Origin of the sequence: Chitinophaga sp. W3I9 (assembly GCF_050434025.1) — a bacterium.
Taxonomy (GTDB): domain Bacteria; phylum Bacteroidota; class Bacteroidia; order Chitinophagales; family Chitinophagaceae; genus Chitinophaga.
Genome location: NZ_JBNPWC010000001.1, coordinates 4039304 through 4061737, shown reverse-complemented (window position 1 = coordinate 4061737; position 22434 = coordinate 4039304). Strand labels below are relative to the sequence as shown.

Annotated in this window: 23 protein-coding genes; 8 read left to right on the top strand and 15 right to left on the bottom strand. The window is 46.2% G+C overall.

The features are described from left to right. Positions 1-83: 83 nt before the first annotated feature. The 3 genes from QFZ51_RS16695 (at position 84) to QFZ51_RS16685 (ending at position 2727) form a co-directional block, all read left to right on the top strand. Positions 84-1103, top strand: coding sequence for a sensor histidine kinase (locus QFZ51_RS16695; protein WP_429047331.1), 1020 nt, complete (start codon positions 84-86; stop codon positions 1101-1103). Then, on the top strand, positions 1084-1845 hold the full coding sequence (locus QFZ51_RS16690) for a LytR/AlgR family response regulator transcription factor (protein ID WP_429047330.1): 762 nt from the start codon (positions 1084-1086) through the stop codon (positions 1843-1845). Before QFZ51_RS16695 ends, QFZ51_RS16690 begins: the two co-directional genes overlap by 20 nt. 120 nt (positions 1846-1965) lie before the next feature. Next, positions 1966-2727, top strand: coding sequence for a DUF1223 domain-containing protein (locus QFZ51_RS16685; RefSeq protein WP_429047329.1), 762 nt, complete (start codon positions 1966-1968; stop codon positions 2725-2727). Between the two features lie 72 nt (positions 2728-2799). On the opposite strand, the gene QFZ51_RS16680 is transcribed toward QFZ51_RS16685, so the two are convergent. The 5 genes from QFZ51_RS16680 to pxpB form a co-directional block, all read right to left on the bottom strand. Further along, positions 2800-3204, bottom strand: coding sequence for a DoxX family protein (locus tag QFZ51_RS16680; protein WP_429047327.1), 405 nt, complete (start codon positions 3202-3204; stop codon positions 2800-2802). 110 nt (positions 3205-3314) lie between these two features. Continuing rightward, entirely contained in the window at positions 3315-4490 is a 1176-nt protein-coding gene (locus tag QFZ51_RS16675; RefSeq protein ID WP_429047325.1) for an NRAMP family divalent metal transporter, read from the bottom strand. Next, positions 4487-5263, bottom strand: coding sequence for a 5-oxoprolinase subunit PxpA (locus QFZ51_RS16670; protein ID WP_429047324.1), 777 nt, complete (start codon positions 5261-5263; stop codon positions 4487-4489). The genes QFZ51_RS16675 and QFZ51_RS16670 overlap by 4 nt, the downstream gene beginning before the upstream one ends. Beyond that, positions 5239-6234 (bottom strand): biotin-dependent carboxyltransferase family protein, encoded by a 996-nt coding sequence (locus tag QFZ51_RS16665; RefSeq protein WP_429047323.1) that lies wholly within the window; start codon positions 6232-6234, stop codon positions 5239-5241. Before QFZ51_RS16665 ends, QFZ51_RS16670 begins: the two co-directional genes overlap by 25 nt. Positions 6235-6254: 20 nt before the next feature. Further along, positions 6255-6968, bottom strand: a complete 714-nt coding sequence (gene pxpB, locus QFZ51_RS16660; protein ID WP_429047322.1) for a 5-oxoprolinase subunit PxpB — start codon at positions 6966-6968, stop codon at positions 6255-6257. Between the two features lie 85 nt (positions 6969-7053). On the opposite strand from pxpB, the gene QFZ51_RS16655 reads away from it, so the two are divergent. Further along, positions 7054-11934 (top strand): PKD domain-containing protein, encoded by a 4881-nt coding sequence (locus QFZ51_RS16655; protein WP_429047321.1) that lies wholly within the window; start codon positions 7054-7056, stop codon positions 11932-11934. Here QFZ51_RS16655 and QFZ51_RS16650 read toward each other — a convergent pair. After that, positions 11920-12699 carry a hypothetical protein gene (locus QFZ51_RS16650; protein WP_429047320.1) on the bottom strand — a complete coding sequence of 260 codons (780 nt, stop codon included), beginning with the start codon at positions 12697-12699 and terminating at the stop codon, positions 11920-11922. The genes QFZ51_RS16655 and QFZ51_RS16650 overlap by 15 nt on opposite strands. Positions 12700-13194: 495 nt before the next feature. Here QFZ51_RS16650 and QFZ51_RS16645 point away from each other — a divergent pair, with 495 nt between their 5' ends. Further along, the gene (locus QFZ51_RS16645; RefSeq protein ID WP_429047319.1) at positions 13195-13737 is read left to right on the top strand and encodes a hypothetical protein; all 543 of its coding nucleotides are present in this window, start codon (positions 13195-13197) and stop codon (positions 13735-13737) included. Between the two features lie 70 nt (positions 13738-13807). On the opposite strand, the gene QFZ51_RS16640 is transcribed toward QFZ51_RS16645, so the two are convergent. The 3 genes from QFZ51_RS16640 to QFZ51_RS16630 are packed head-to-tail and all read right to left on the bottom strand — an operon-like array spanning position 13808 to position 15758. Continuing rightward, positions 13808-14152 carry a hypothetical protein gene (locus QFZ51_RS16640; RefSeq protein ID WP_429047318.1) on the bottom strand — a complete coding sequence of 115 codons (345 nt, stop codon included), beginning with the start codon at positions 14150-14152 and terminating at the stop codon, positions 13808-13810. Positions 14153-14210: 58 nt separating this feature from the next. Continuing rightward, positions 14211-14681 carry a hypothetical protein gene (locus tag QFZ51_RS16635; protein WP_429047317.1) on the bottom strand — a complete coding sequence of 157 codons (471 nt, stop codon included), beginning with the start codon at positions 14679-14681 and terminating at the stop codon, positions 14211-14213. Positions 14682-14696: 15 nt separating this feature from the next. Continuing rightward, positions 14697-15758 (bottom strand): hypothetical protein, encoded by a 1062-nt coding sequence (locus QFZ51_RS16630; RefSeq protein WP_429047316.1) that lies wholly within the window; start codon positions 15756-15758, stop codon positions 14697-14699. Between the two features lie 307 nt (positions 15759-16065). Between QFZ51_RS16630 and QFZ51_RS16625 the strand changes: the two genes are divergently transcribed. Further along, positions 16066-17145, top strand: a complete 1080-nt coding sequence (locus QFZ51_RS16625; protein WP_429047315.1) for a WG repeat-containing protein — start codon at positions 16066-16068, stop codon at positions 17143-17145. A gap of 38 nt (positions 17146-17183) precedes the next feature. On the opposite strand, the gene QFZ51_RS16620 is transcribed toward QFZ51_RS16625, so the two are convergent. Both QFZ51_RS16620 and QFZ51_RS16615 read right to left on the bottom strand, forming a co-directional pair. Further along, a complete protein-coding gene (locus QFZ51_RS16620) occupies positions 17184-17807 on the bottom strand; it encodes a Crp/Fnr family transcriptional regulator (protein ID WP_429047314.1) in 624 nt (207 codons plus the stop codon). 35 nt (positions 17808-17842) lie between these two features. Then, positions 17843-18340, bottom strand: a complete 498-nt coding sequence (locus tag QFZ51_RS16615) for a hypothetical protein (RefSeq protein ID WP_429047313.1) — start codon at positions 18338-18340, stop codon at positions 17843-17845. 242 nt (positions 18341-18582) lie between these two features. Here QFZ51_RS16615 and QFZ51_RS16610 point away from each other — a divergent pair, with 242 nt between their 5' ends. Further along, entirely contained in the window at positions 18583-18933 is a 351-nt protein-coding gene (locus tag QFZ51_RS16610; RefSeq protein WP_429047311.1) for a hypothetical protein, read from the top strand. Between the two features lie 50 nt (positions 18934-18983). Here QFZ51_RS16610 and QFZ51_RS16605 read toward each other — a convergent pair whose 3' ends face one another. From QFZ51_RS16605 to QFZ51_RS16590, 4 genes are all read right to left on the bottom strand, one after another. Further along, positions 18984-19553 carry an alpha/beta hydrolase gene (locus QFZ51_RS16605; RefSeq protein WP_429047310.1) on the bottom strand — a complete coding sequence of 190 codons (570 nt, stop codon included), beginning with the start codon at positions 19551-19553 and terminating at the stop codon, positions 18984-18986. A gap of 41 nt (positions 19554-19594) precedes the next feature. Beyond that, complete coding sequence (locus QFZ51_RS16600; protein WP_429047308.1) at positions 19595-20377, bottom strand: helix-turn-helix domain-containing protein; 783 nt, start codon at positions 20375-20377, stop codon at positions 19595-19597. 16 nt (positions 20378-20393) lie between these two features. Then, complete coding sequence (locus QFZ51_RS16595; protein ID WP_429047307.1) at positions 20394-21437, bottom strand: SDR family oxidoreductase; 1044 nt, start codon at positions 21435-21437, stop codon at positions 20394-20396. 113 nt (positions 21438-21550) lie between these two features. Further along, on the bottom strand, positions 21551-21925 hold the full coding sequence (locus QFZ51_RS16590; protein ID WP_429047306.1) for a chorismate mutase: 375 nt from the start codon (positions 21923-21925) through the stop codon (positions 21551-21553). A gap of 146 nt (positions 21926-22071) precedes the next feature. Here QFZ51_RS16590 and QFZ51_RS16585 point away from each other — a divergent pair, with 146 nt between their 5' ends. Beyond that, positions 22072-22434, top strand: a complete 363-nt coding sequence (locus tag QFZ51_RS16585; protein ID WP_429047304.1) for a VOC family protein — start codon at positions 22072-22074, stop codon at positions 22432-22434.

The window sequence follows — 22434 nt, the reverse complement described above, 5'->3', positions numbered from 1 at the left end:
AATAAAAGAGGGCAACTAACTTTCCTAAATGGTAAGTTAAAAATCAATATTTTTAATTTAGCATTTAGATTGATTTCTTACAGATGGAAAAAACAGGGTTTAAAATATCACATGCAACGATATGGGTCAGCTCCATTGTTCTCGGACTGTTGTCGTCTGTGCCGCAAATTGCCGAGCACCATTTTCACTTAGCGGAAGCAGCTGTTAATGCAGGTATAACAGCCACCTTCGCCGTGCTGATGTGGTACTTCAATATTTTCATGCTCTCCCGGCAGTCCGATGCTCCCCGGAAGCAGAGCATTTCGTATTCAAAACTGATAAGCAGCCTGTTATTTGGTCTGGTAGTGATGCTGGGCCTTGCCTGCATACAGCAGTTGATCCTGTCGCATATTAATTTTGGGCCGGTGATGCTGATGGTGGAGGTAAGAGGTATCCTGATCAACCTGGTATTTTATATGTTCCTGCACCTGCTGCAGCAGAATTATGAAAACCAGCATGTGACGATGGAACTGGAACGTATTAAAAGTGATAATCTCAGCGCGCAGTATGAACTATTGAAGCAGCAGGTCAACCCGCACTTCCTGTTCAACAGCCTGAATACGTTGAAGGCTATGGTAGAAAGCGGTGAACAGGAATCTGTTGACTTTATCATCAAGCTGTCCAACTTTTACCGGTTTACGCTCGAAAGCCGCAAACTTGACCTGATCCATGTGAGTGAAGAAATGGAAATACTCAACGCCTATCTCTTTCTGCAGAAAGCGCGGTTCGAGGATGGCTTTACCTTTGAGAGCACGCTTAGCCCCGGCACATTGAAAACGCTGATTCCTCCTTTCACGTTGCAGTTACTGGTTGAAAATTGTATCAAACACAATATCGTTTCCCTGGAGAAGCCATTGCGTATCGGGATCTATGAGGAAGATGACAAAATAATTGTAGAGAACCAGGTCCAGCAGAAAACAGGAGAACAACATTCTCTTGGTGTGGGATTAAAAAATATTGACCTGAGATATCAGCACTTGCTGAACCAGCATATTGATATTGTTGCCGACGAAAAAGTTTTTCAAATCAAACTTCCGCTTATTCATGAACATTATCATCATTGAAGACGAACTTAAAACAGCTAAATCACTTGCGAATATTATACTTGAATTAAAACCCGGTGATAAAATTACCGGCCAGTATCAGAGTGTGGCAAGTTCCGTCAGCGCGTTGTCTGAGGGCCCCATGCCCGACCTTATCTTCATGGATATCCAGCTGGCCGACGGTCTTTGCTTCGAAATATTTAAGTCTGTAAAAATCACCTGCCCCGTGATATTTTGCACGGCTTATGATGAATATAGTCTTGACGCTTTTAAAAATAATGGAGTGGATTATGTGCTGAAGCCCTTTTCCAAACAGGATATACAGGACGCATTGCGGAAGGTGGATGAACTGAAAAATTTCTTCCAGCAGAAAACAGTTCCTGACCTCAATGACCTGCTTTCAAAATTGGCGCCTCCCAGCGGCAAGACCAGCTTTCTTATCTTTCAAAACCAAAAGTACAAGACGATAAATGTGGAAGACATTGCGTTCTTTTATATACGCCATGACGCCACCTGGATTATGTGTTTTGATAAGCAGCAGTATGTCATCAGCCAATCACTGGACCAGATCACACAGTCGGTATCTTCCCTGCAGTTTTTTCGCCTTAACCGCCAGTACCTTATTAATTTCAAGGCCATCAAAGAGGTGGAGCCCTATTTTCTCCGTAAACTTTATGTAAAACTGGTTATTGAAACACCAGAAAAACTGCTTGTAAATAAAGAAAAATCCCATAGCTTTCTCAGCTGGATGGAAGAACGTTAACCTCATTTTTCTCCCGGCCATATATTCCCGGTTGAAAGCCGAAAATGTCCACCTGGTGGCTTTTTTGCTTACTTAAGCCATCAGCAGCCGGTACTTTTGAATAAAATAAAAATTCAAAAGATGAAAACAATAATGATGTCGGCGATAGGCGCCGCAATGGCATTCACACTGGTTTCCGCGGTATGTGCAAACAGGAATACCACTCACAAAAAAACAGCTCCGGCCGGCAACGGCTTTGCCGTGCTGGAGCTGTTCACCTCGGAGGGATGCTCCAGTTGTCCACCTGCTGATGCCCTGTTAGCCCGTATCCAGGACGAAGCCGGAAATAAGCCTATCTATATTCTGGCCTACCATGTGGATTACTGGAACCGCCTTGGCTGGAAAGATATATTCAGTGATTCCCGGTTTTCAAAGCGGCAATATCAATACAGTGAACAGCTAAACAGCCAGGTATATACGCCGCAGCTGGTGGTGAACGGCAAATCATCCTGCATAGGATCAGATGAAGCTGCAGTAACTAACGCAGTAGGCGACGCTTTGACCAGCGCTGCTGAACTAACCCTGAATATAAAAGGGCAACTGCAATCCGGCAAGGCAAGTCTTGCTTACGAATTTACAGGCGATGCCGGCAACAGCCGCCTGCTGATAGCCACAGTGCAAAAACGTGCTGTCAGTAAAGTAACCAGGGGAGAAAACGAAGGCCGCATGCTTTCACATGTGCAGATAGTACGGGACCTTCACTCATTCGGCCTCGGAGCCAAGCAGGGCACTGTGCAGGTTAATTTACCCGGCGATTTTAATACACAGGAGTGGGAACTGATTGGTATGATCCAACATGGGGAAACAGGAGCTATTAAAGCGGTAACGCGGGCTTCCCTGTAATACGTACTACATTAAAAAGAAATGCCCGGAATATATCCGGGCATTTCTTTTTAATGTAGTGGACAATTCGTTTTACAGCCCGTTGGGCCTTGAAAACTCAGCATTTAAACCCGGGTACATCTTCCGGAACATCGTATAAGTTACACTTACCATTATAAACGCCACAACAGCATCTACGGTTGCCAGTAACCCAAGTACGCTTAATTTTGATGCAAAGGCAAAGATGATATCAAAAAAGATTCCGGCGAACACCCATTCCTTTAACCGGAGCAACTTGCCAGGCGCTAAAAGAACGGCTACACCAGACAGTTTGAAAACACCAAGCAGGTATATGAAATGTGAGGGATACCCCAGTTGCTGCGTTATTCCCCATACAATGGAATTTCCGGTGATTTCAAAAAATCCGCTTGCTCCAAACCATAAGGAAGTGAGTACGGTTCCTATCCAATAAATTGTTGTTACAGTTTTCTGTGTCATGAGAATTTTTGGTTTATGTTATCAATGACACAAAGTTGTTGCAGGAAGGGGGAATAGTCCAGGTAATTTGAGGTGAAGCGGACAAATGAAAAGGCTGATTAGACAAAGCGCTACTTCAACCAATCCGCAATCGTAACCCCGCCAAGATACCCCATAACAAGCACCACCAGCCACCCCGCCAGCTGCATCCATACAGGATGCCGGTAATGTTGCAATAACCTTGCGCTGCCTGCCGCCACCAGCACTACTGCAAGCGCCACCGGCAATATAAGGCCATTAAGCGCGCCTGCCATCAGCAACAGCTGCACGGGGTTGCCGGCTATTACAAAAACAACAGTGGAAAAAAGTATAAAAACGCTGATAAACCAACGCTCGTTCGCCGCAATAAAAGGATGAAATGTCTTCAGAAAGGAAACAGAAGTATACGCCGCACCTACCACAGAGGTAATAGCAGCGCTCCACATTACGATACCAAAGAAACGGTAACCGATCTCCCCTGCCGCGATCCGGAATACAGATGCCGGAGGATTACCACTGTCGAGCACCGCGCCCTGTGTGATAATACCCAATGCCGCCAGGAACAATAAAACGCGCATGATGGCGGTAATAACAATGCCGCTTACTGCACTGCGGTTAACAAACCGTACCTGTGTTGTTCCACTTACACCAGCGTCCAGCAGCCGGTGTGCGCCGGCAAAACTAATGTAACCACCAACGGTTCCGCCCACAAGGGTAACAATGGCTTTGGTATTAATCACTGCGGGCCATACGCTTTGCCGCACCGCCTCCACCATTGGCGGATGGGAACTGATGGCCACGTACAACGTGAGCAGCACCATCAGGATACCAAGCCAGCGCGTAAACTGATCCAGCACATTGCCGGCCTCCTTCATCCAGAAAATAAACAGCGCGATACCACAACTCAGCAACGCACCATAAACAGTATCCATACCGGTGAGTACCTGTAACCCCAATCCACAGCCACCTATGTTGGCAATGTTAAAGGCCAGTCCGCCTGTTACCACTAATGCCGCCAGCACATAACCCAGACCCGGCAACAACGCGTTGGCAAGATCCTGCGCGCGGTACCCGGAAACAGTGAGGATACGCCAGATATTCAGTTGCGCACCGATATCCAGCAACACCGATATCAATATTACAAATCCGAAAGACGCCGCCAGCTGCTGCGTAAATACCGTTGTTTGTGTCAGGAAACCGGGACCAATGGCGGAAGTAGCCATGAGAAAGGCTGCGCCCAGCAGCACGGAAGATTTTTGTTTACTCAAGGCCGTTGTATAGTTAATTGATGATGATGTAATGCAACATGAATGGTGCGCGCAAATTCGACAGCATGTGCGCCATCGCCGTGAATACAGATGGTTTCAGCCGTCATCGGAATCGTATGCCCGTTAACGGTAGTTACCTTTTGGTCGGCGACCATCTGCAACACCTGGGCTATCACCTGCTCCTCTTTTTCAATAAGCGCATTGGGTTGTGAGCGGGGAGTGAGAGAACCGTCGTCCTGGTAGGTCCTGTCGGCAAATACTTCGCTGGCTGTTTTAAGTCCGGCCTCCCTGGCGGCGGTAATAAGCCAGCTGTTACTGAGACCGAAAAAACAAAGCCGGGAGTCCACATCTTTCACTGCTTTAACAATCACGCGCGCCATTGCGGGAGACTTTGCCGCCATGTTATACAATGCACCATGTGGCTTTACATGTCGCATAGTGGTATCGAGCGATTTGCAAACCAATTGCATGGCATACAGTTGTGTGGTAATCAATTCATACAATGCATGATCTGAAAGCTGCTGTTCTGTTCTGCCGAAATGTTCTTTATCTGCAAACCCCGGGTGGGCGCCAATAGCCACGTTATTTTCGAGCGCCAGCATTGCCGTACGCAGCATCGTATCATGATTGCCGGCGTGGTAGCCGCAGGCAATATTGGCGCTGCTGATAAAAGGCATAATAGCGGCATCGTTGTCCAAACCCTCTCCCATGTCGCAGTTGAGATCTATATAATGCATAGTGATGATGATTAAACAGGCTGCTGTTGCAGCCATTCCTCCAGTCGTAATTTACAGGCATTTTGAAGAAAGAGCAAGTCCTGCTCCTGTTTCCACAACAAGGCAGACGCCTTTTTTTCCTCGGTCATGCTGAAATGAATCTCCTGGTATGGCATGCGTTGCGAAAGGGAAGGCATATCCGCGGTTGTCACGTGCGCCAGCCGCCCATACCCACCGGTGGTTTGATGGTCGGCCATCAGTATAATGAGTTGTCCGTCCGGCAATAACTGGATGGTGCCCCTGGTGGTGCCGGCAGATAGCTGTTCCTCCCGCGGCTCGGTAGCCAGGGCCGGTCCGCTTAACCGGAACCCCATCCGGTCGCTTTGTTCCGTTAAGGTGAAGGCAGTGTTGGTAAATTGCTGACGGGTATCTTCGGATAACAGGTTCCATTGACTGCCCGGCAATGTATGTATAATGCCGTTTTTGGTATAAAGATGGCTTACATCAGCGGTCCATGGCAACGCTACAAACTCTTTACCCTGGAACCATGACGGGGAAATATTGCCTGACCGCAGGTGGAGGCGGTCATTTTTTTTCAGCGGCCGGCCATCAAACCCGCCGGCGCCTGCCTTTAAATGGGTGCTGTAGCTTCCCAGCCAGGGCGTCAATGCCAATCCTCCCCGTACTGCCAGGTAGCACCGCGCACCGGAAACAGGCTTGTTAAAACGCAGCACCGTTTGTTTACTGACCAGCACCGGCCGGTTAATATCGAGGGGCCTACCGTTGACGATTGCCCCGAAATCAGCGCCGGATAAGGATATCATGGCTTCTGTATCAAACAGGAAAGCAGATGCCGGAAAATGCAGTTCAATAGCCGCTTCGGTAATGTCGTTTCCCACCAGGCTGTTGGCAACTGCAAGTGCAACCCGATCCATAGCCCCTCCGGGGTTAATGCCCAGGTGCTGATAACCGTACCGCCCTGCATCCTGGATGGTATCCAGCAATCCTTGTTGTATTACCTGTATCAATGTTTTCTGGTCTTAATGTGTCAAATATAATGGGTCATCTCCCGGAAATCTTCCAGTGATACCGGCATAAACTTCACCTGGTCGCCAGGTTCGCAATAACAAGGGGCTTCCGCAGCGGCGTCAAACAGCCGCAAAGGGGTACGACCAATAATATTCCAGCCCCCCGGCGATTCCTGCGGATAAATACCGGTTTGTGCACCGGCAATACCTACACTTCCTGCCGGTACCCTGAGCCGGGGCTGCTTTAACCGGGGCGTAACCAGCAAGTCGTGAACGCTGCCCATGTAGGGAAAGCCGGGCAGAAATCCCAGCATGTACACCGTGTAGGTTTGTGCCGTATGCAGTTCGATGATATGCTCCGGGGAAACTTTCTTGCTCTCCGCCATCGCATGCAGGTCAGGTCCTAGGGAAGGATGATAGCATACAGGGATCTCCAGCAGGCGGGGTGGCGGGCCGGCAGTGATTTCCGCGGCCCCGTCCAGCGTTGCCGCAATCAATTCCCGGATCTTTTCACCGCCGTAACTATGCTGTTGACGATACAGCACCACCGCATCATATACCACCGTCAGCGAGGCATAGGCCGGGATAAGGTCCAGGATGTAAAGCTGATGCAGCTCCCGTAGCCGCCGGAACGCCTGCATCACCTGGCCATGAATATCCCCGCCAATCTGTTGTTCCCATTCGATGATAACAGCCCGGTCGCCCAGGGAAGATATACGGTAGTTTTTGTGCATATATCTATGAAGATAAAATAACTTTAAAACATTATGGTACATTGCTGTTAATACCGTAATTTCAGGGTACATAACATATCTATGAATGAACCTTTTTAGCCTCACCAAGCTTAAATTGGGTCCATCACTACTTTTATTGCTATTAGCGGATTGTTTTATTTTTTCGGGAGTAACAGCACAAATCAAAGCAGATTTCAATGCTTCATCAACCAGTGATTGCGAACTGCTACTAACAACATTTAGTGATAAATCGACAGGTCAGCCTATATCCTGGCAATGGGACTTTGGTAACGGTTATACCTCTACTGAACAGCACCCCGGGGCTACCTATGTCAAGCCGGGTGTGTACACCGTGTCCCTCACCGTGAAGGATGCAGCCGGACAATCTTCTACCATTACCAAAACAGGATTTATTACAGTAAGATCTAAGCCCAAAGTGGACTTCACGGCTACCAATGTAACCGGCTGCGCGCCTTTGCAAACCACCTTCACAGATAAATCAGACCCGGTAAGCGGCACCCTGCTCACTTATACCTGGGACTACGGAGATGGAACTACCGGCACCGGCAGCACCAGCACACATACTTATCAGCAGGCAGGAAAATATCCCGTAACACTCATTGTTACCAACAGTTATCAATGCACCAGCTTTAAATTGGTAGATACACTGGTAAGGGTATCCCCTCCTATTGTGGCCGGTTTTACGGTCGCCGATAAAATATTCTGCAGCGCACCCGCCATTGTGCAGCTCACCAATACCTCCACCGGTCCCGGCCAACTGGCCTATAACTGGACCTTTGACGACGGAAGCTCTTCTTCTTTAAAAGATCCCGGCACACATACCTTTACCAGCAAGGGCCTTCATTCGGTTACCCTGACGGTGACCAACGAACTGCGTTGCAGCTCGGTTAAAAAAGCAGCCGATATTAACGTAGCCGCCTATACTACCGATTTCACCTTTCCATCTCCTGTTTGTTCCAATACGCCGGGCATTTACAGCGGTGTATTTGCTACTACCGGTCAGCTCCAAGTAGCCTGGGAGATCAACGGTCAACCGGCTTTAAACAACCCGGATAATACTACCACCTACACCCCGCCTGCTACTGGTCCGTTACATATTAAACTAACCGCTACCTACGGCAAATGTGTGGATGTAGCAGAGAAAACACTGGATGTTAAACCATCACCGGCGGCCAACATCGCCGTAACCGTCCCGCTTTTCTGTAACCTGCCGGCTACCGCCACGTTCACCGGCAACGCTCCTGCCGCCGCTGCATGGAAATGGGACTTTGGCGACGGGCAAACCGCTACCACGCAACACCCCGCACATACCTATGCTGCAGAGGGTAACTACACCGCTACATTGCTAACCACCAGCAAGGATGGCTGTATGGCTACCACCAGCAGCAGCTTCGATATATCTCCCGTAAAAATAACCGCAGCAGCAAAAAACAACAGCGGTTGCGAAGGACTAACGGCCACCTTCAGCGCCGCTACCAACAATGCAGACGTCATTAAAACCTACCTATGGGATTTTGGCGATGGTAGTCCCGCATCGGCATTGGCAACTCCTGCCCATCAATATAGTGACGCAGGCATCTATACGGTTTACTTAACCTATACTACCGTCAATGGCTGCACGGGAAAGGTAGAGACAGTGAATAAGGTAGAAGTATATAAAAAACCGGTTCCTGACTTCGTTTCACCTGATGCGCCGAAAATATGCGGTAATAATCCCGCTGCATTTAAAGACCAGTCAGATATTGGCGACAGCTGGCGCTGGGACTTTGGAGATGGAGCCGCCGCCGCCGGCAAAAACACCACGCATAGCTATCAACGCCCCGGAACGTATGACGTGCAGCTGATTGTGGGTAATCACACCTGCTATGATACTATTGCGAAAAAGGAATACATTACTGCTACTACTCCATTCCCCCGGTATGCGGTAAGGCCGGTGGACTGTAACAAACGCACTGCTATCGTTTTCGAGGATCATTCCTTAGGAGCGGAATCCTGGGAATGGAATTGGGGCGACGGTACCGATACGGCCTATAGTAAGGCTACCGCTACTTTAACACACGTTTACCCGGGCAGCGGTACTTACCAGGTAGTGCTGACTACGAAAGACAGTCACTGTACCACCCATCAAGGATTGATGGTAACCGTGATCGCTCCTTCTCCTGTAGTCATCAGTACAGATAAAACTACTTTATGCAGCAATGAGTTGCTGAACGCGGCTATCACCAGCTACAACCCTGCTATATATAAAATCTCAGGCTACAAATGGCTGGCAGATGGCATCGACCAGAGCGATCCCGACAACCAGCAAACATTCATCTACAAAAATCTTCCTCCGGGTAAAAAACTGATACAATTATCAGCCGAAAACCTGCAGGGCTGTATAGACCTCAGTAACATTATACCCGTAAACGTTCGCGGACCTGTTGCCGGGTTTAAACTGCCGGCCGCAAAATGCGCCGGCACCGAACTCACTTTCACGGATGTTACCACTACGAAATACAGTGCAGGTATCAGTCAATGGCAATGGGATTTCGGCGATGGCACCCCGGTAGCCACCTTTACAAAAGGACCTTTCGTGCATACCTACGAGCAGCCGGGCAATTACAACCCGATGCTGAAGGTAACAGATAAAGAGGGTTGCGTAAGCTATGGTTATGACAACACCCTCCAGGTAAAAGGCCCTCATGCTGTATTCGACGCCAGCAGTTATCTTGTTAAACCAGGTACAGATGTATTTTTCTATAACAAATCCAGTGAAACCGGCGGCACTATTACCAGTGTGAACTGGAACTTTGGAGACGGGCATACTTCTGCCGCCACCGAAACAGTGGTAAATAACTACACGCTTTCGGGAACCCACCAGGTAATACTGCGCGTAAAGGATAACAATGGTTGTGAAGACAGTGCCAGGAAACAGGTAAGAGTGTCTGCTGTTGGTGCAGCCTTTACCTATAGCGGTATTTTTGCTAATGGCGGCAGTTGCGCACCTATGATCTTCTTCTTTACCAATACTTCCCTCAGCTATATTTCCAGCCATTGGAGCTTTGGCGACGGCACCACTTCTACAGAAGCGGATCCCATTCATACCTATACGGAACCCGGACGTTATGAAGTGATACTAACCGCCCGGGGCGAAGCTGGCGTAACAGATCAGTACATTGATACCATAGAAGTAAAAGGCCCCTATGCCGCTATAATAGCCAGTTCTGACGGCGGCTGCCTGGAAAAGGAGATCCGGTTTAATGTGGTTAGCAAGGGTACACAGGATTTCAGCTGGGATTTTACAGATGGTATTATCCTTCATACCAACGACCAGGTAGTGACGCATGTTTTTAAAACGCCCGGCATCTATCAACCGAGGCTGCTCCTCACTGACTCTGCCGGTTGCAGGGGCAGTGCACTGCTGCGCAATCCGATTGTTATTGACAAACTCGACGTGCAGTTATCATCCATGCCCGCTATCCTTTGTGGTAAAGGAACGGTTACTTTTAATCCTGTATTCAACAGTTTTTCGATTGATCAATTAGGGAAGCCGGCTACCTATCAATGGGATTTTCATCCCACATTGGTACCCTCCAATGAAACTACGGCCACCCCATCCTTCTTTATCCCCGCACCGGGTAAGTATGACTTTAGTCTTACCACCACTACCGCCTATGGTTGTAAACAAACAGTAACTACCAACGTAAACGTGTATACGAAGCCTGAAGCCAGCATTGCCGGACCTGATAAAGTGTGTGTGGAATCGCCGGTCAGCTTCACCGGCAGTGCCACCAACGACAATGGTCTCACCTGGGAATGGAACTTTCATAACGGGCAAACCCCTGCCGGCAGTAAACCTCCGCAACAAGTGTTCTCTCAGCCTGGTCCTGTGGATGTATCTCTTGTTGTTGCCAATAAAGACGGCTGTACAGATACGGCCCACCACCTGCTCAACGTGCAACCTTTACCTAATGCAAAGGCCACTTCACTGAGTGAATTTATCTGTTTACATAATACTACTGTACTACAGGCTTCCGGCGGCACCAGTTATGAGTGGACACCCGTAACAGGGCTCAGCAACCCGCTCACCGCCAACCCCGCGGCAAGTCCTGATACCAATACCATGTACCACGTGAAAGTAACAGACAGCAATGGATGCGTTAATACAGATCAATTGACGCTGGCCGTAATCCAACCCTTTAAGGTAACGGCCACACCGGATACCTCACTATGTCTTGGCGCAGTATTGCAATTATACGCTTCCGGTGCAGACTATTACAAATGGGAAGGCAGCGGCCTGACAAATCCCAATACGGATGCTACCACGGCTACATTAACGAATACAGGCAACTATACCTACACCGTAACAGGCTATGACAGCAAAGGATGCTTCTCCGATAAATCATCCCTGCAGGTAACCGTAGCGCCCCACCCATCGGTAAATACAGGCCCCGACCGGAATGTTCCCGCGGGCACTCCTGTGCATTTGACTGCTGCCGCAAGTAATGATGTAGTCAGCTATAAGTGGACGCCACAACAGGATCTCAATTGCCCTGGCTGTGCCAGCATACAGGTGACTCCCAACCTTACCACCATCTATTCCGTAGAAGTGGAAAACCGCTATGGCTGCAAAGCAACAGATGATGTTACGGTACACGTACTGTGTAACCAGTCCGCCGTTTTTATGCCTAACGCATTTACGCCCAACCAGGATGGTCAAAACGACCGCATTTATCCTAAGGGAAAAGGCGTAAAAGAAATTGAATACCTGCGCATCTATGATCGCTGGGGAAAACTGGTATTTGAAAAAACACATTTCCAGATCAACGCACCTTCTGCCGGTTGGGATGGCCGGATAAACAATACAGCGGCCGCTTTTGGAAGCTATATTTATTACATGCAAACCATCTGCGAAAACGGAGAGAAATTTGAATTCAAAGGAAGCATTTTACTGGTGAAGTAATCTTTCCAAACCCGGAGCAGATACCACCATCATCTTCATGGAGCTGTATGCCCCGTCCGACAATGGGTACGGCCGTTCATTCACCATCTGCACAAACTCAATGCTGAGCGCCAGGAACAACGGGAAAGGACTGTGCGGCGAAATACTGACGGTAAGCGTCAACGGCGCAGTAAAGCGGCTATCCAGCAGCAATGGAGCACTACTTACCTCGTCACTTTCAAAACGCGCTCCGGCAAAATCGATTGCACTCACTCCGCAGGTAATAATGACATGTGTTGCGCCGCGGGGAGCCTGCACCTCCTTTGCCGGCAGGAAAGGTGGTATTACAACGGTTCCCTTGCCGGTATCGCGATCGATGGCCGCCGTTAAGGGTGCATAAAAAGAAGTACTCATCACGCGCGCTGTATTGAATTCAAAATGCTCCATGATTTTTATATCGCCATCCATCACGTTGCGCCATCCGCGCTCACTGATCGTATCCGCTTTTATCACCTTCAGGAATTCCCGGAGGAGGCGGGGTGTAACGCCACCATCGGCTGCGTTCCTTATCATATTACGGAAAGCGGTGCGGAGCAGTTTCCCGGCCCTTCCGGCCCGGCCAAATTCCCAACTATTTTCCCTGCTGCGCTGGAAGGCAGGGTCTGTGGCTACCCGGGCGCCCGGCACACCGGATCTTTTTCTGACCACGTAACCATGTTTGGTTTTATAAAATGATAAATTTTCGAGTGGGCCAGTAAATTGCAGCAATCCATCTTGTTTGCTCATAGTAAAGTATTTTCGTTAGAAGAAAGGCAATTTAGGTAGCTATGCCTGTTAAGCTGCTCCTGTTGATCAACCAGGTACTATGCGAAGTTCTTTACCGGCAGGCACACGTAAAAACAAACCTGCCGCTTTTGCCGCTTTTTGTCACATTTTGCCGGAAATGGTTGTGACATAGTGTATGGGAAGTGTATGGGAAGTGCATGGGAAGCCCATTGGAAGTCCATGGGGAGTGCATGGTAACCGTATAGATAACGCAGGGAATACGCAGGGATCAGGCATGACTGAAGCAGGTGGTAGTCATCCCTCACCCGGTGGACATCGAAAGAGAAATGATGCTATTTACGCTGTAGCTCTTGAATATGCTTATATAAAGGTTAACAATTCTTCCGTTACCAGTGTACTTTACTTTATGTTTCCGCTTAAAACACTTAATTCATTCGCTGTTAACAGAATCATTTCATAAATTTACTATTAATTGTTATCACTAAACCTACCTATATGATCCCCCCAAAAGAAGTTGCTATTGACGATTCCAAGGCCGTACCATCACCTCCCAAGCCACCAAAAATTGTACAGTTAACGGATTTGCTCAAGGTTGTATTATGGCCAACAATTGCGTTACTAATCATTATAATATATTGGCGGCCTTTATATTTGATTCTGGACGAGTTACCTGGAGTAATAAATAACTCAGAATCAATTACAATAGGCAGCTTGTCTCTCAAAATTGAGAAAAGTATATCCCGGCCTCCTTCAAAAGAAATCCGGGATATTTTGAGTTCGATGTCAGCATCTGGCGTAGAGACCTTAATCACTGGTGAAGGAGTTACAAAGTATTATCACAAGAGTGAGGCTTTATACGGACAAGAAAAATACGCTGAACTGATAAAGCTCGGCTTATATAAGGAAATAGATGTTAATCATCTCAGCCTTGACCCTAATAATATTAAATATCAATACGGAGTTCAACCCACGGAGCTGGGCCTGCAGGTTCGGGATTACTTAATGAAAGTATTTGCTGCCATACTTAAAGAAGTGTGACAAAGCAGGTCCTTCACTTATAGGGCGAAGCCAGTAAATTCCCTGGCAATAAATGAGGCTGCCCCCCATCTTACTCCCCAAAAGTATGGATCACCTTCGGCTCGCCATTCCTTGCAATGTCGCTGATCAATGCGCTGTCGCCGGGATAAAATAAGCGCTTCCCGGTGCAGGTATGCAACCCACAGGGCCAGCAGGAAATTATGTTCTGTTGGATATTGATGTAATCCTCTCCCCTGTAGCTGACCAATGTTACACTGCCGCCCTGCTTAAGCGACACAAAGCTGTCGATGGCATGTTTCAGCCAGGGTAGATTCGCCACAGGATTTTCCACATCACAGGCGGTTGTCTTTTTCCTGTCTTTCTTACAGGCCGCTACTAACAATGCTGCAGCTAAAATACAGTAGATAAATCTCATAGGGTTGCATTTTTTTATTAAACGTTTTTATCCTGCATAAAGTTACATATTGCTAAAGCTAACGCACGGTAATGCCATAACGCATACCATTACCGGCCATCGGTACAACCAGTTGCACTTCCATTCCATTCAGCGTATAATCTGTAATTTGCACCGTGTTGCCGAATACTTTACCGGTCGACTTCACCTTATACCCCTCTCTCAATAATTGTTGCTGAATGGTTTCCAGGTCATTTTTATAGATAGTGTTGTAGGTTATTGTATTAGGCCTGTCAGAATACAATATTTTTTCCATAGTTAATGTTCCACCCTCCTTTTTCAGTTCATAAGCATGGTATGTATACGGCTCCTCCGGCGGCATTCTTTTATTAGCAAAAACAAACTTCTGCTTATCCTCCATCTCTATCCTGAAAGCGTCCATACTCATTTTATTCATCTGCCTTAAATTTTCAAGACTAAAGCTTTGGGCAAAGGTACTTCTGCCCAATAACAATAAAATGACAACTGCAATCGCCTTTATCTTTTTCATAATCTCTTCTTGAATTTAATTTGCTTCCGGTTCATGCATCAGCGCTTCCGGAAAACTATAGTTCTTATTAATCCAGGGAATAATGACGCTGTCTGTTTTCTTTTCTTTTTTAGAGACAAGACAACTGCTGCGTATAATTTTCAGGTCGTAATTTTTCTTTTCTGATTTGATAAACAAATAGTTTCTTTCGTTGCATATTTTCAGGCTTTTTTCATCATGCGACGACCCAAAATCACCATAGCTATGATGGACAACGACAGAAGTCAGGTTGTATAATTTACCGGCTTCCATCGCAATAATATCATCTTGTTCCACCAGATCTCCCATATGCATTTGCCCACCGGCGATTACCAAAGCTACCACATTAGTCCCGGCCTGAAGCAACTTCTTAAATCCCCCGGAATTGCCGTACATACCCCCACCTCCCGCATGTAGTTTAAAATCTGTCATCCGCCATTGTTGATCTTTTTGCTCAAAAACAAAGGCATCGCACCAGCCGTAGCTAAGAATGCCCTGCTCCCGCCCGGGATTCTCCACCACTACTACCGCATATACGCCACCAGGAGTTTGAAAAAACCGGGGATCGTTAACAATGCGTTGAGCGCTCTTTTTATTAACAGCCGCATCGTTTTTTACAGTATCGTATACAGGTTTTATAAAATTATTCACCGTCGCTTTGTCCAACCCGGGCTGGTCTATTAATTTAAGGTTCCAGCCTTTTTCTGCCCTGTCAGTTTGTAACAGGCTGGTACTCCGGATAAACCATTTGTGTTCTTTCTCTACCAGCACAAAGTTCTGGATATACCTTCCGTCACCGTTCACCGGGTCTTTTACTACCACATCTACTTTTGCTTCCATGTTTTTAGTGTCGCGCTGTCTTTTATAAGTAACAGACGACAGGATAACATGATTAATACCGCCGTAACTGCCTGAATCGGCAAATTGTTGCAGGGTGCCCCATTGAGGCCCGGTACACAACGCATAGGCACTGTCAAAATCCCGCTTTCCCAGGGCACCGTAAAATTTTTCTACAACGCCCTTGTATGCCTGGGCATAAATAAGGGGTGATGCAAGCATTAACAAGAAAAAAGAAATCAAAAATCTGCTATTCATTATCCCGATAAAAAAATACGTGACTCATAAGTTTTTTCACAAGATGGTCGTTGTGTTTTAAATCTAAAAGTAACCATAACACGGGCTACAATAAATACCTGCTTTCAGGTATTTATCTGCCGGTAAAACTGTACTACTTTTAAAAAGCCAATACCAATATACGCTTGCAGAAACCATCAAAATGAAATAATTGATGAACCAAAATAATCTATTTAAGATAGTATCGCTGCTAATAAGCAGCCTTTTTTATTTTACTTCGTGCGCGCAGGAAATGGAATATGCCATCCCACCGGGACAGTTTAGCCGGATACAACCTATGAGTGAGGGACTCCTGAGCGTAAAAACAAAAAGAGATGGACTATATGGTTTTATCAATGCCGCAGGTGAGTGGAAAATACCCGCCCAATATAATCTGTCATCCCCGTTTAGTGAAGGCTTCGCGTCGGTAGTACCAGCGGGTGCTGATCTCTATGGTTATATTAATAAAACAGGAAAACTGGTTATTGAACCAGGATATAAGGATACAAGACCTTTTTCCTGTGGACGCGCCATTGTGTGGATTCCAGGAGATAAAGGCTGGGCCTGTATCAACACTAATGGCAAAATAATATTTACGGCGGAAAGTATAAAAGCCGAACCTACCAGTATGCCCTATATGTTTAAAGAAGGCCTGCTGGAAGTTTTCCAGGCAGATAAAGATAACAATTTCCGCCACGGATTTGCGGATACTGCCGGCCGGTTGGTGATCCCCTATCAGTATAGCAATACCTTTTATTTTTCAGATAGCGTGGCGGTAGTAACAGTAACAAAAAAAACAGGGAACCAAAACGAAGGAGACGAATACCATGCAATAATTGATAAGAAAGGTAATACCTTGTTTACCATTGCCAACAATATAAATGAAGTAACAATATTTAAAAAAGGCATCGCCAGGTTCCTTGCAGATGGGCATTATGGATTAGTAAATAAGAAAGGTACAATAAGGTTAGCTCCCCGTTTTGATAGGTTGCCGCCAGATTACGATGGCGGGCCTCTTTGGGGCATCATACGTGGAAAGGCGGGTGACAGCAAAGACGGCTTCCTTTACTTATTGGACAGCAATTTTACAGAAACAGGCAAACTGCTCCTTTATGCCGCAGGCAAACGTATTACCGGCACTGAAGGCAATTTTAGCGAAGGGCTACTGGCGGTAAGACAAGATGATTTATGGGGTTATGTTGACACAAAAGGTAAATGGATCATACCACCACAATTTACCGAAGCCGGGCAGTTTAATGAAGGGCTGGCTATTGTGAGCAATAGTGAGGATTCAGTAAGCATTATTAAGAATCCATTGAGTAGCTCTAAATAACCTCCCTGGTTCCACGTCCCTTTCTATCTAAATCGGAATTAGCCTATATTTGCTTTGTCATTATTCTTCTTTTCCGAAATTCGCTTCTTTATGCGGCTCAGCGATTGATTTTTGATACCTAAATAAGAAGCAATATGAAACGAAGGTACACGCTGCACAATGTTGGGATGTTCTTGTAGTAAATTCAGATACCTTTGTTCATGGGTTAAAAATAGCAGTTCTTCTGTCCTTCCCTGAGAATGATTAAAAAAATGCTCTGCAAGAATTCTCCCAAATTTCTCCCATCCTTTATGAGATGCGTATAAATCCTGCAGATCGGGGTAATTCAGGCACAGGATCTCTGCATCCTCCAATGCTTCTATATAGTAGACACAGGGATACTGAAAAATAAAACTTCTGAAAGAAACAATAAATTGATGCTCGGAAAAGAAAAAAATGTTTCTTTCCTCATCGGTTTTAGGGTCATAATAATAAACTCTGAACATTCCCTTGACCACAATTCCTAAATCTTTACAAACAACATTTTGCTTGTTATAAAAATCTCCTTTTGCAATTTTCCGTTTATGCCAAAAAGCAAGACTAACAGAGAGATCCTCCTCTGTCAGTCCTGAAAATTCTCTTATTACCTGTCTTAATAAATAAGTTTCATCAGTAGTAATCATTTATCTGCATCAATTTTCTACTAATGTAGAATAAGTTACCGTATTCCGGCAGATTTGTTGAATTTTTTCTGTTTGATAAACTGATAAACAGCGCCCGCAATAAATAATACCAGTACCACTAACAGCGTTCTGCCAACCACAGGGTCGCCTGGTCCGCTTGCCAACGGGTGATGCAGCGGAATCCTTGTTAAAGTTTCGTTGACAGTTGGGATCATAGAAAGGAAAAAGCTGAATGAAAAACAAAAGTTCTCCCAGTAACGCGCTTTTTTACTTTCCTGTTTTCTTTTAAACAGGAAATATGAAATGCCTATCAATGCAATCACCAACAAACTAAGTCCATGCCCGGGATTGAACCCTCCATGCCTGGAGATACCCAGCGCGGTCAGGGATGTAACCAGTGTTCCGAGAAAGTAAACCTTGCCTGACCAGTGAGCCAGGCTGATTTTTCCAAATTTAAAAAAGGATGCCAGTCCTGCGATAATGGCTACCACACCAATAATAGTATGAAAGATGCCTAAAGGTGATATTCCCATAATTGAATATTTTTAGGCAAAGCTGGGGGAAAATGAGGACGTTTTTTTTCACTTAAGTTAATTTCAGAAAATGTTTTATTCGGAGGCTTACGCATCATGATAAGATCGACCACTCCGTTGCAACCTCTATCCTCTATAATGATACAAATTGTCAACATTATGATACAAATTGATGAACCGGTTAAAGAAAGTCTTTTTAACTTTTAGAAAGTTTAATCACATTAACCTCTAAATGTTATCTTATGAGCAAAAGGACTCTACTTTTGACCGCAGCCATCATTCTTAGCTGCGGTTTTAGCATGAAAGCCACTTCCGCGTTAAAACAAACAGCTTCCATCCCTGGCGTGAAGGCGCCGGCTTTCGCCTGGAATTTCATCTATGCCTTTGGTAATGGCCCTGTATCCGGCTTAAGCTGGTCGAGCAATTATTTGTATGTTTCTTCCGGCAGTTACATAGTATATTCCGCGAACGGATATGGATTCCTTACACCATCGACCCCGGTTTATTGTAATGCGGCAGACAATGCAAACACCTATGTACAGGTGGCTGTAAACGGCGGCCCCGTTTCGTATTATGACTTCCAGGAATATTAATTAAAAAAAGAGCAGCGCCTTTTTCAAAGCGCTGCTCTTTTATTCAGTGACTATCTTTCTTCCTGCGCTTTTGTTGCCAAATCCTTGATGTCTGCAACCATGTACGGTATTGCCCTGTGATAAGAATGATCCATACCTGAAAACACCCTGTAATTTGCCTGTGGCATTAACTTTTGGTAAGTTTCAAATTGCTGACGGGGAATCACCTCATCGTCTGTTGAGTAATAAAAATAAATATTATCCAGCTTGTTAAGATTACCTGCAAAATCATCTTCTATAACATATTCCGAAACATCCCAGTTCTGATCCTTCCAATAGGGAACACCGAACAGGATCATTCCTATTATTTTATCCGCAACCGGCTCCTGGGAAAAATGCTTTAATATTACAGAGGCTCCTAAAGAGTGGCCGAGCAGGATAACCTTTCCCGATAAGTTTTCCAGGCTGGCCGTTAAAACAGCGTCCCAGGCCTGATAACTGGGATTGTCAGCATCCGGAATAGGCGGGTATATAATCCTGAACTCATTGCCAAGTTCAGCCTTCAGGGCGTCTGCAATTACCTGTTCTTCTTCTGTGGTTACAAGGCCCGCGCCCTGGATTAATAATATTTCATAACTCATAGCACTTCGTTTAGTAAGGTGGTTAATAAAGCATCGCTATTCTACAAACTGCCGGGGCTGTATCCGAAATGTTTTTTAAACGCATAGGAAAAATGGGAAAGATCCTCGAAACCTGCATCGAGGTAAACCTCGGATGGCTTTCGTTTTTTTTCAGAGATCTGGTAATGCGCCAGTTCCAGGCGTTTTTGGGTGAGCCATTTGCCGGGTGTGCTGTTGAAAGCTTTTCTGAAATCTTTTTTAAAGGTAGTCAGGCTTCTGCCGGTCAGATAACCAAATTTCTCCAGCGGAAGATTGAAACAATAGTTTTGCTCCATGAAACTAACCAGGTCCAGTTTGCCGGGCTCTTCAAAATGCCCCAAGAGCAGATCCACCTGAGGGTCAATTACCCGGAGTACACGAATGGCTTCCTCGACTTTTAAGGCAGCGATGTCCTCCGGCAAAGCATCGGCCAGCTCAAAGTAAGGTTGTAAAGAATTGAACAAACTTTTCAATAAGGGATGTTCTCCTAAAACCATGAGCTCCGCACCATGGCGTTGTGAAGTGGCCAACTGATTCTCCGTATAATATTGCTGTAGCTTTTCTTTACGGAACACTACTGATATGGCGATGCAGGGCTGCCCCGCCAAAGGGAGTTTGCTCATCCTGCCCAATTGGTTACGGGGTAACAAGATCGTATCGCCTGCAAAAAACTGATAGTGACGTTCCGCAGTAACAATCCTCATTTCGCCGGAAACTATATGTACCAGCGCTGGTTGCGGTAAAATTAGCTCACGGCTGTAATGGGCCTCTTTCTTGCAGGCAATAAATACTTCGGCTACTTCCATCGGTATAAAGTTAGCTTTATTGATCGAGTAATTGCAAACGGATCAGGCTTTGTGCAGCGGCCAGTATCGCTTCCTCTGCAGGGCGCGGAGACCAGCCGAGCTGACGAATGGCCTTTGCGCTGGTTACGTTCATCACTTTACCCAACAGCGGGATCATCGATTTAACCATCGGGTCTTTCAACGCGGCAATACGTAACAAAGTATTGGGCAATTCTTTCACTTTAACTTTGTCGGCAGCAGCACCAAGGTTCTCTTTTAATATTTTTGCCACAGCCACCAACCAGATACTTTCGCCGGCAGTGGCAATAAAACGCTCACCGCTTGCTGCAGGATTTTCCATTGCACGCAGGTGCAGGTCCGCCACATCACGCACATCTATAAAACACGAGTTGATCTTAGGGCAACCCGGCATCTTTCCGGTCAGGAGATTTTTGATCAGGTGAATGGAATGCGAATAATCAGGTCCTAGTACCGGCCCCATAACCGTTACCGGATTAATAACAGCAAGTTCCAGCCCGTTTCCTTCCGTTTTGATGAAGTCCCAGGCCGCTCTTTCCGCCAGAGTTTTTGATTTTTGATAGGCTGGAGCATTTGCTGTATTCGTCCAGGTATTTTCATCGAAGGGTGCTGTTTGGTTAGGATGTCCGTAAACAACCGCTCCGATGGCGGAGGTCAGCACTACACGTTTTACCCTGGCATCTTTGGCTGTGCGCAATACATGCAGTATACCTTCCCGCGCCGGAATAATCATTTCATCCTCATGTTTGTAATTAACTTTTGGAGTAGGTGAAGCCACATGCAAAACGTAGGTGCAATCACTTACCGCTTTACTCCAGTTGGCATCTGAAGCAAGATCGGCCTGCACGAAATTTAGCCGGTCACCAGCGTCAGCGCCGCCTTCGCGCAACATGGCTCTCACGGTGTCCCCACGGTCCAGAGAACGCAATGTCGCTCTTACATGGTAACCGGCATTTAATAATTGAGCAATGCAATGCACTGCAATAAACCCAGTGCCACCGGTAACCAGCACCAATTTTTCTTTACTTGAGTTCGTGTTCATCTCATATTGTTTTGATGAACCAAAATTCGGTTTAAAGAAGATAGCTTGTTTTGTTTAAAAGGCGCATTATGCTTTGTTTAAAAGGCGGGGGAGATTAGACAGGCACCATCGCTTTAGGGCTTATCATCCGAAATGGCCTCCTCTATCCGCAGACTTTCTTTATGGATGGCATTGAGCATTTCAGTGACTAATTCGGCCGATAGTCCTTCTTTCTTACCCGCCTCAATCCCTCTTTCCAGCACCTTTTGAAAGCGGGCGGCCTGTAAAGGAGCAATATGATGCCGGGCTTTATAAACACCTATCTCACGGACAACCCGTTCTCTTGCCCCTAGCACCTCGAAAAGCTTTTTATCAAGCGAGTCGATGTCCTTTCGTTTGTTTTCCAAAACAGTATCAGTGATATTTGTGGACGGGCTTTGTCCATCTGCTTTGTCCGCAATGGCTATAGCAGCCAGAGTGATAATAAAGACAAGAAATGTATTTTTCATACCGGAAGGCCCGCCATTTTAATGCCATTTTTGGTGAGCGTCAATGTCATAGTAGGGATTCCCACGTCGTTTATTACACCAATCATAATAAAATTTGTATATTGTTGTCGTATATACTATATTTGTGACAACAATACACATACACAATGAGAAAATTGGAATTTGCATCCCTGCAAGTCAGGGATCTTGAAACCTCGAAAGAATTTTACATTACCAAACTAGGGTTTGAAGAAGCAGGAATCTCCAATCCGGGAGCCTGTATTTTTAAATTTAACAAAGGCGAAGCAAGTTTTGCCATCAGAACGCCTATCGGTAACCTCGAAGGAAAAGAACTCGGCATAGGTACCTCACTTTGGTTCGCAATCGATGAGAAAATAGAGGAGCTGCAAGCCCGGTTATCAGCAAAGAATGTGCCCCTGTTAGGCCCGGTCCAGGCAACACCTTTCGGGAAAATCCTCGTTGCTAAAGACCCCGACGGATACAACATCACCTTTCTAAAGTCAAACTAA

What these genes read in the sequence shown, in the direction of transcription:
- QFZ51_RS16695 (WP_429047331.1), top strand. Translation starts at nt 84, where the DNA reads ATGGAAAAAACAGGGTTTAAAATATCACATGCAACGATATGGGTCAGC.
- QFZ51_RS16690 (WP_429047330.1), top strand. Translation starts at nt 1,084, where the DNA reads ATGAACATTATCATCATTGAAGACGAACTTAAAACAGCTAAATCACTT.
- QFZ51_RS16685 (WP_429047329.1), top strand. Translation starts at nt 1,966, where the DNA reads ATGAAAACAATAATGATGTCGGCGATAGGCGCCGCAATGGCATTCACA.
- QFZ51_RS16680 (WP_429047327.1), bottom strand. Translation starts at nt 3,204, where the DNA reads ATGACACAGAAAACTGTAACAACAATTTATTGGATAGGAACCGTACTC.
- QFZ51_RS16670 (WP_429047324.1), bottom strand. Translation starts at nt 5,263, where the DNA reads ATGGCTGCAACAGCAGCCTGTTTAATCATCATCACTATGCATTATATA.
- pxpB (WP_429047322.1), bottom strand. Translation starts at nt 6,968, where the DNA reads ATGCACAAAAACTACCGTATATCTTCCCTGGGCGACCGGGCTGTTATC.
- QFZ51_RS16655 (WP_429047321.1), top strand. Translation starts at nt 7,054, where the DNA reads ATGAACCTTTTTAGCCTCACCAAGCTTAAATTGGGTCCATCACTACTT.
- QFZ51_RS16650 (WP_429047320.1), bottom strand. Translation starts at nt 12,699, where the DNA reads ATGAGCAAACAAGATGGATTGCTGCAATTTACTGGCCCACTCGAAAAT.
- QFZ51_RS16645 (WP_429047319.1), top strand. Translation starts at nt 13,195, where the DNA reads ATGATCCCCCCAAAAGAAGTTGCTATTGACGATTCCAAGGCCGTACCA.
- QFZ51_RS16640 (WP_429047318.1), bottom strand. Translation starts at nt 14,152, where the DNA reads ATGAGATTTATCTACTGTATTTTAGCTGCAGCATTGTTAGTAGCGGCC.
- QFZ51_RS16635 (WP_429047317.1), bottom strand. Translation starts at nt 14,681, where the DNA reads ATGAAAAAGATAAAGGCGATTGCAGTTGTCATTTTATTGTTATTGGGC.
- QFZ51_RS16630 (WP_429047316.1), bottom strand. Translation starts at nt 15,758, where the DNA reads ATGCTTGCATCACCCCTTATTTATGCCCAGGCATACAAGGGCGTTGTA.
- QFZ51_RS16625 (WP_429047315.1), top strand. Translation starts at nt 16,066, where the DNA reads ATGGAATATGCCATCCCACCGGGACAGTTTAGCCGGATACAACCTATG.
- QFZ51_RS16620 (WP_429047314.1), bottom strand. Translation starts at nt 17,807, where the DNA reads ATGATTACTACTGATGAAACTTATTTATTAAGACAGGTAATAAGAGAA.
- QFZ51_RS16615 (WP_429047313.1), bottom strand. Translation starts at nt 18,340, where the DNA reads ATGGGAATATCACCTTTAGGCATCTTTCATACTATTATTGGTGTGGTA.
- QFZ51_RS16610 (WP_429047311.1), top strand. Translation starts at nt 18,583, where the DNA reads ATGAGCAAAAGGACTCTACTTTTGACCGCAGCCATCATTCTTAGCTGC.
- QFZ51_RS16605 (WP_429047310.1), bottom strand. Translation starts at nt 19,553, where the DNA reads ATGAGTTATGAAATATTATTAATCCAGGGCGCGGGCCTTGTAACCACA.
- QFZ51_RS16600 (WP_429047308.1), bottom strand. Translation starts at nt 20,377, where the DNA reads ATGGAAGTAGCCGAAGTATTTATTGCCTGCAAGAAAGAGGCCCATTAC.
- QFZ51_RS16595 (WP_429047307.1), bottom strand. Translation starts at nt 21,437, where the DNA reads ATGAACACGAACTCAAGTAAAGAAAAATTGGTGCTGGTTACCGGTGGC.
- QFZ51_RS16590 (WP_429047306.1), bottom strand. Translation starts at nt 21,925, where the DNA reads ATGAAAAATACATTTCTTGTCTTTATTATCACTCTGGCTGCTATAGCC.
- QFZ51_RS16585 (WP_429047304.1), top strand. Translation starts at nt 22,072, where the DNA reads ATGAGAAAATTGGAATTTGCATCCCTGCAAGTCAGGGATCTTGAAACC.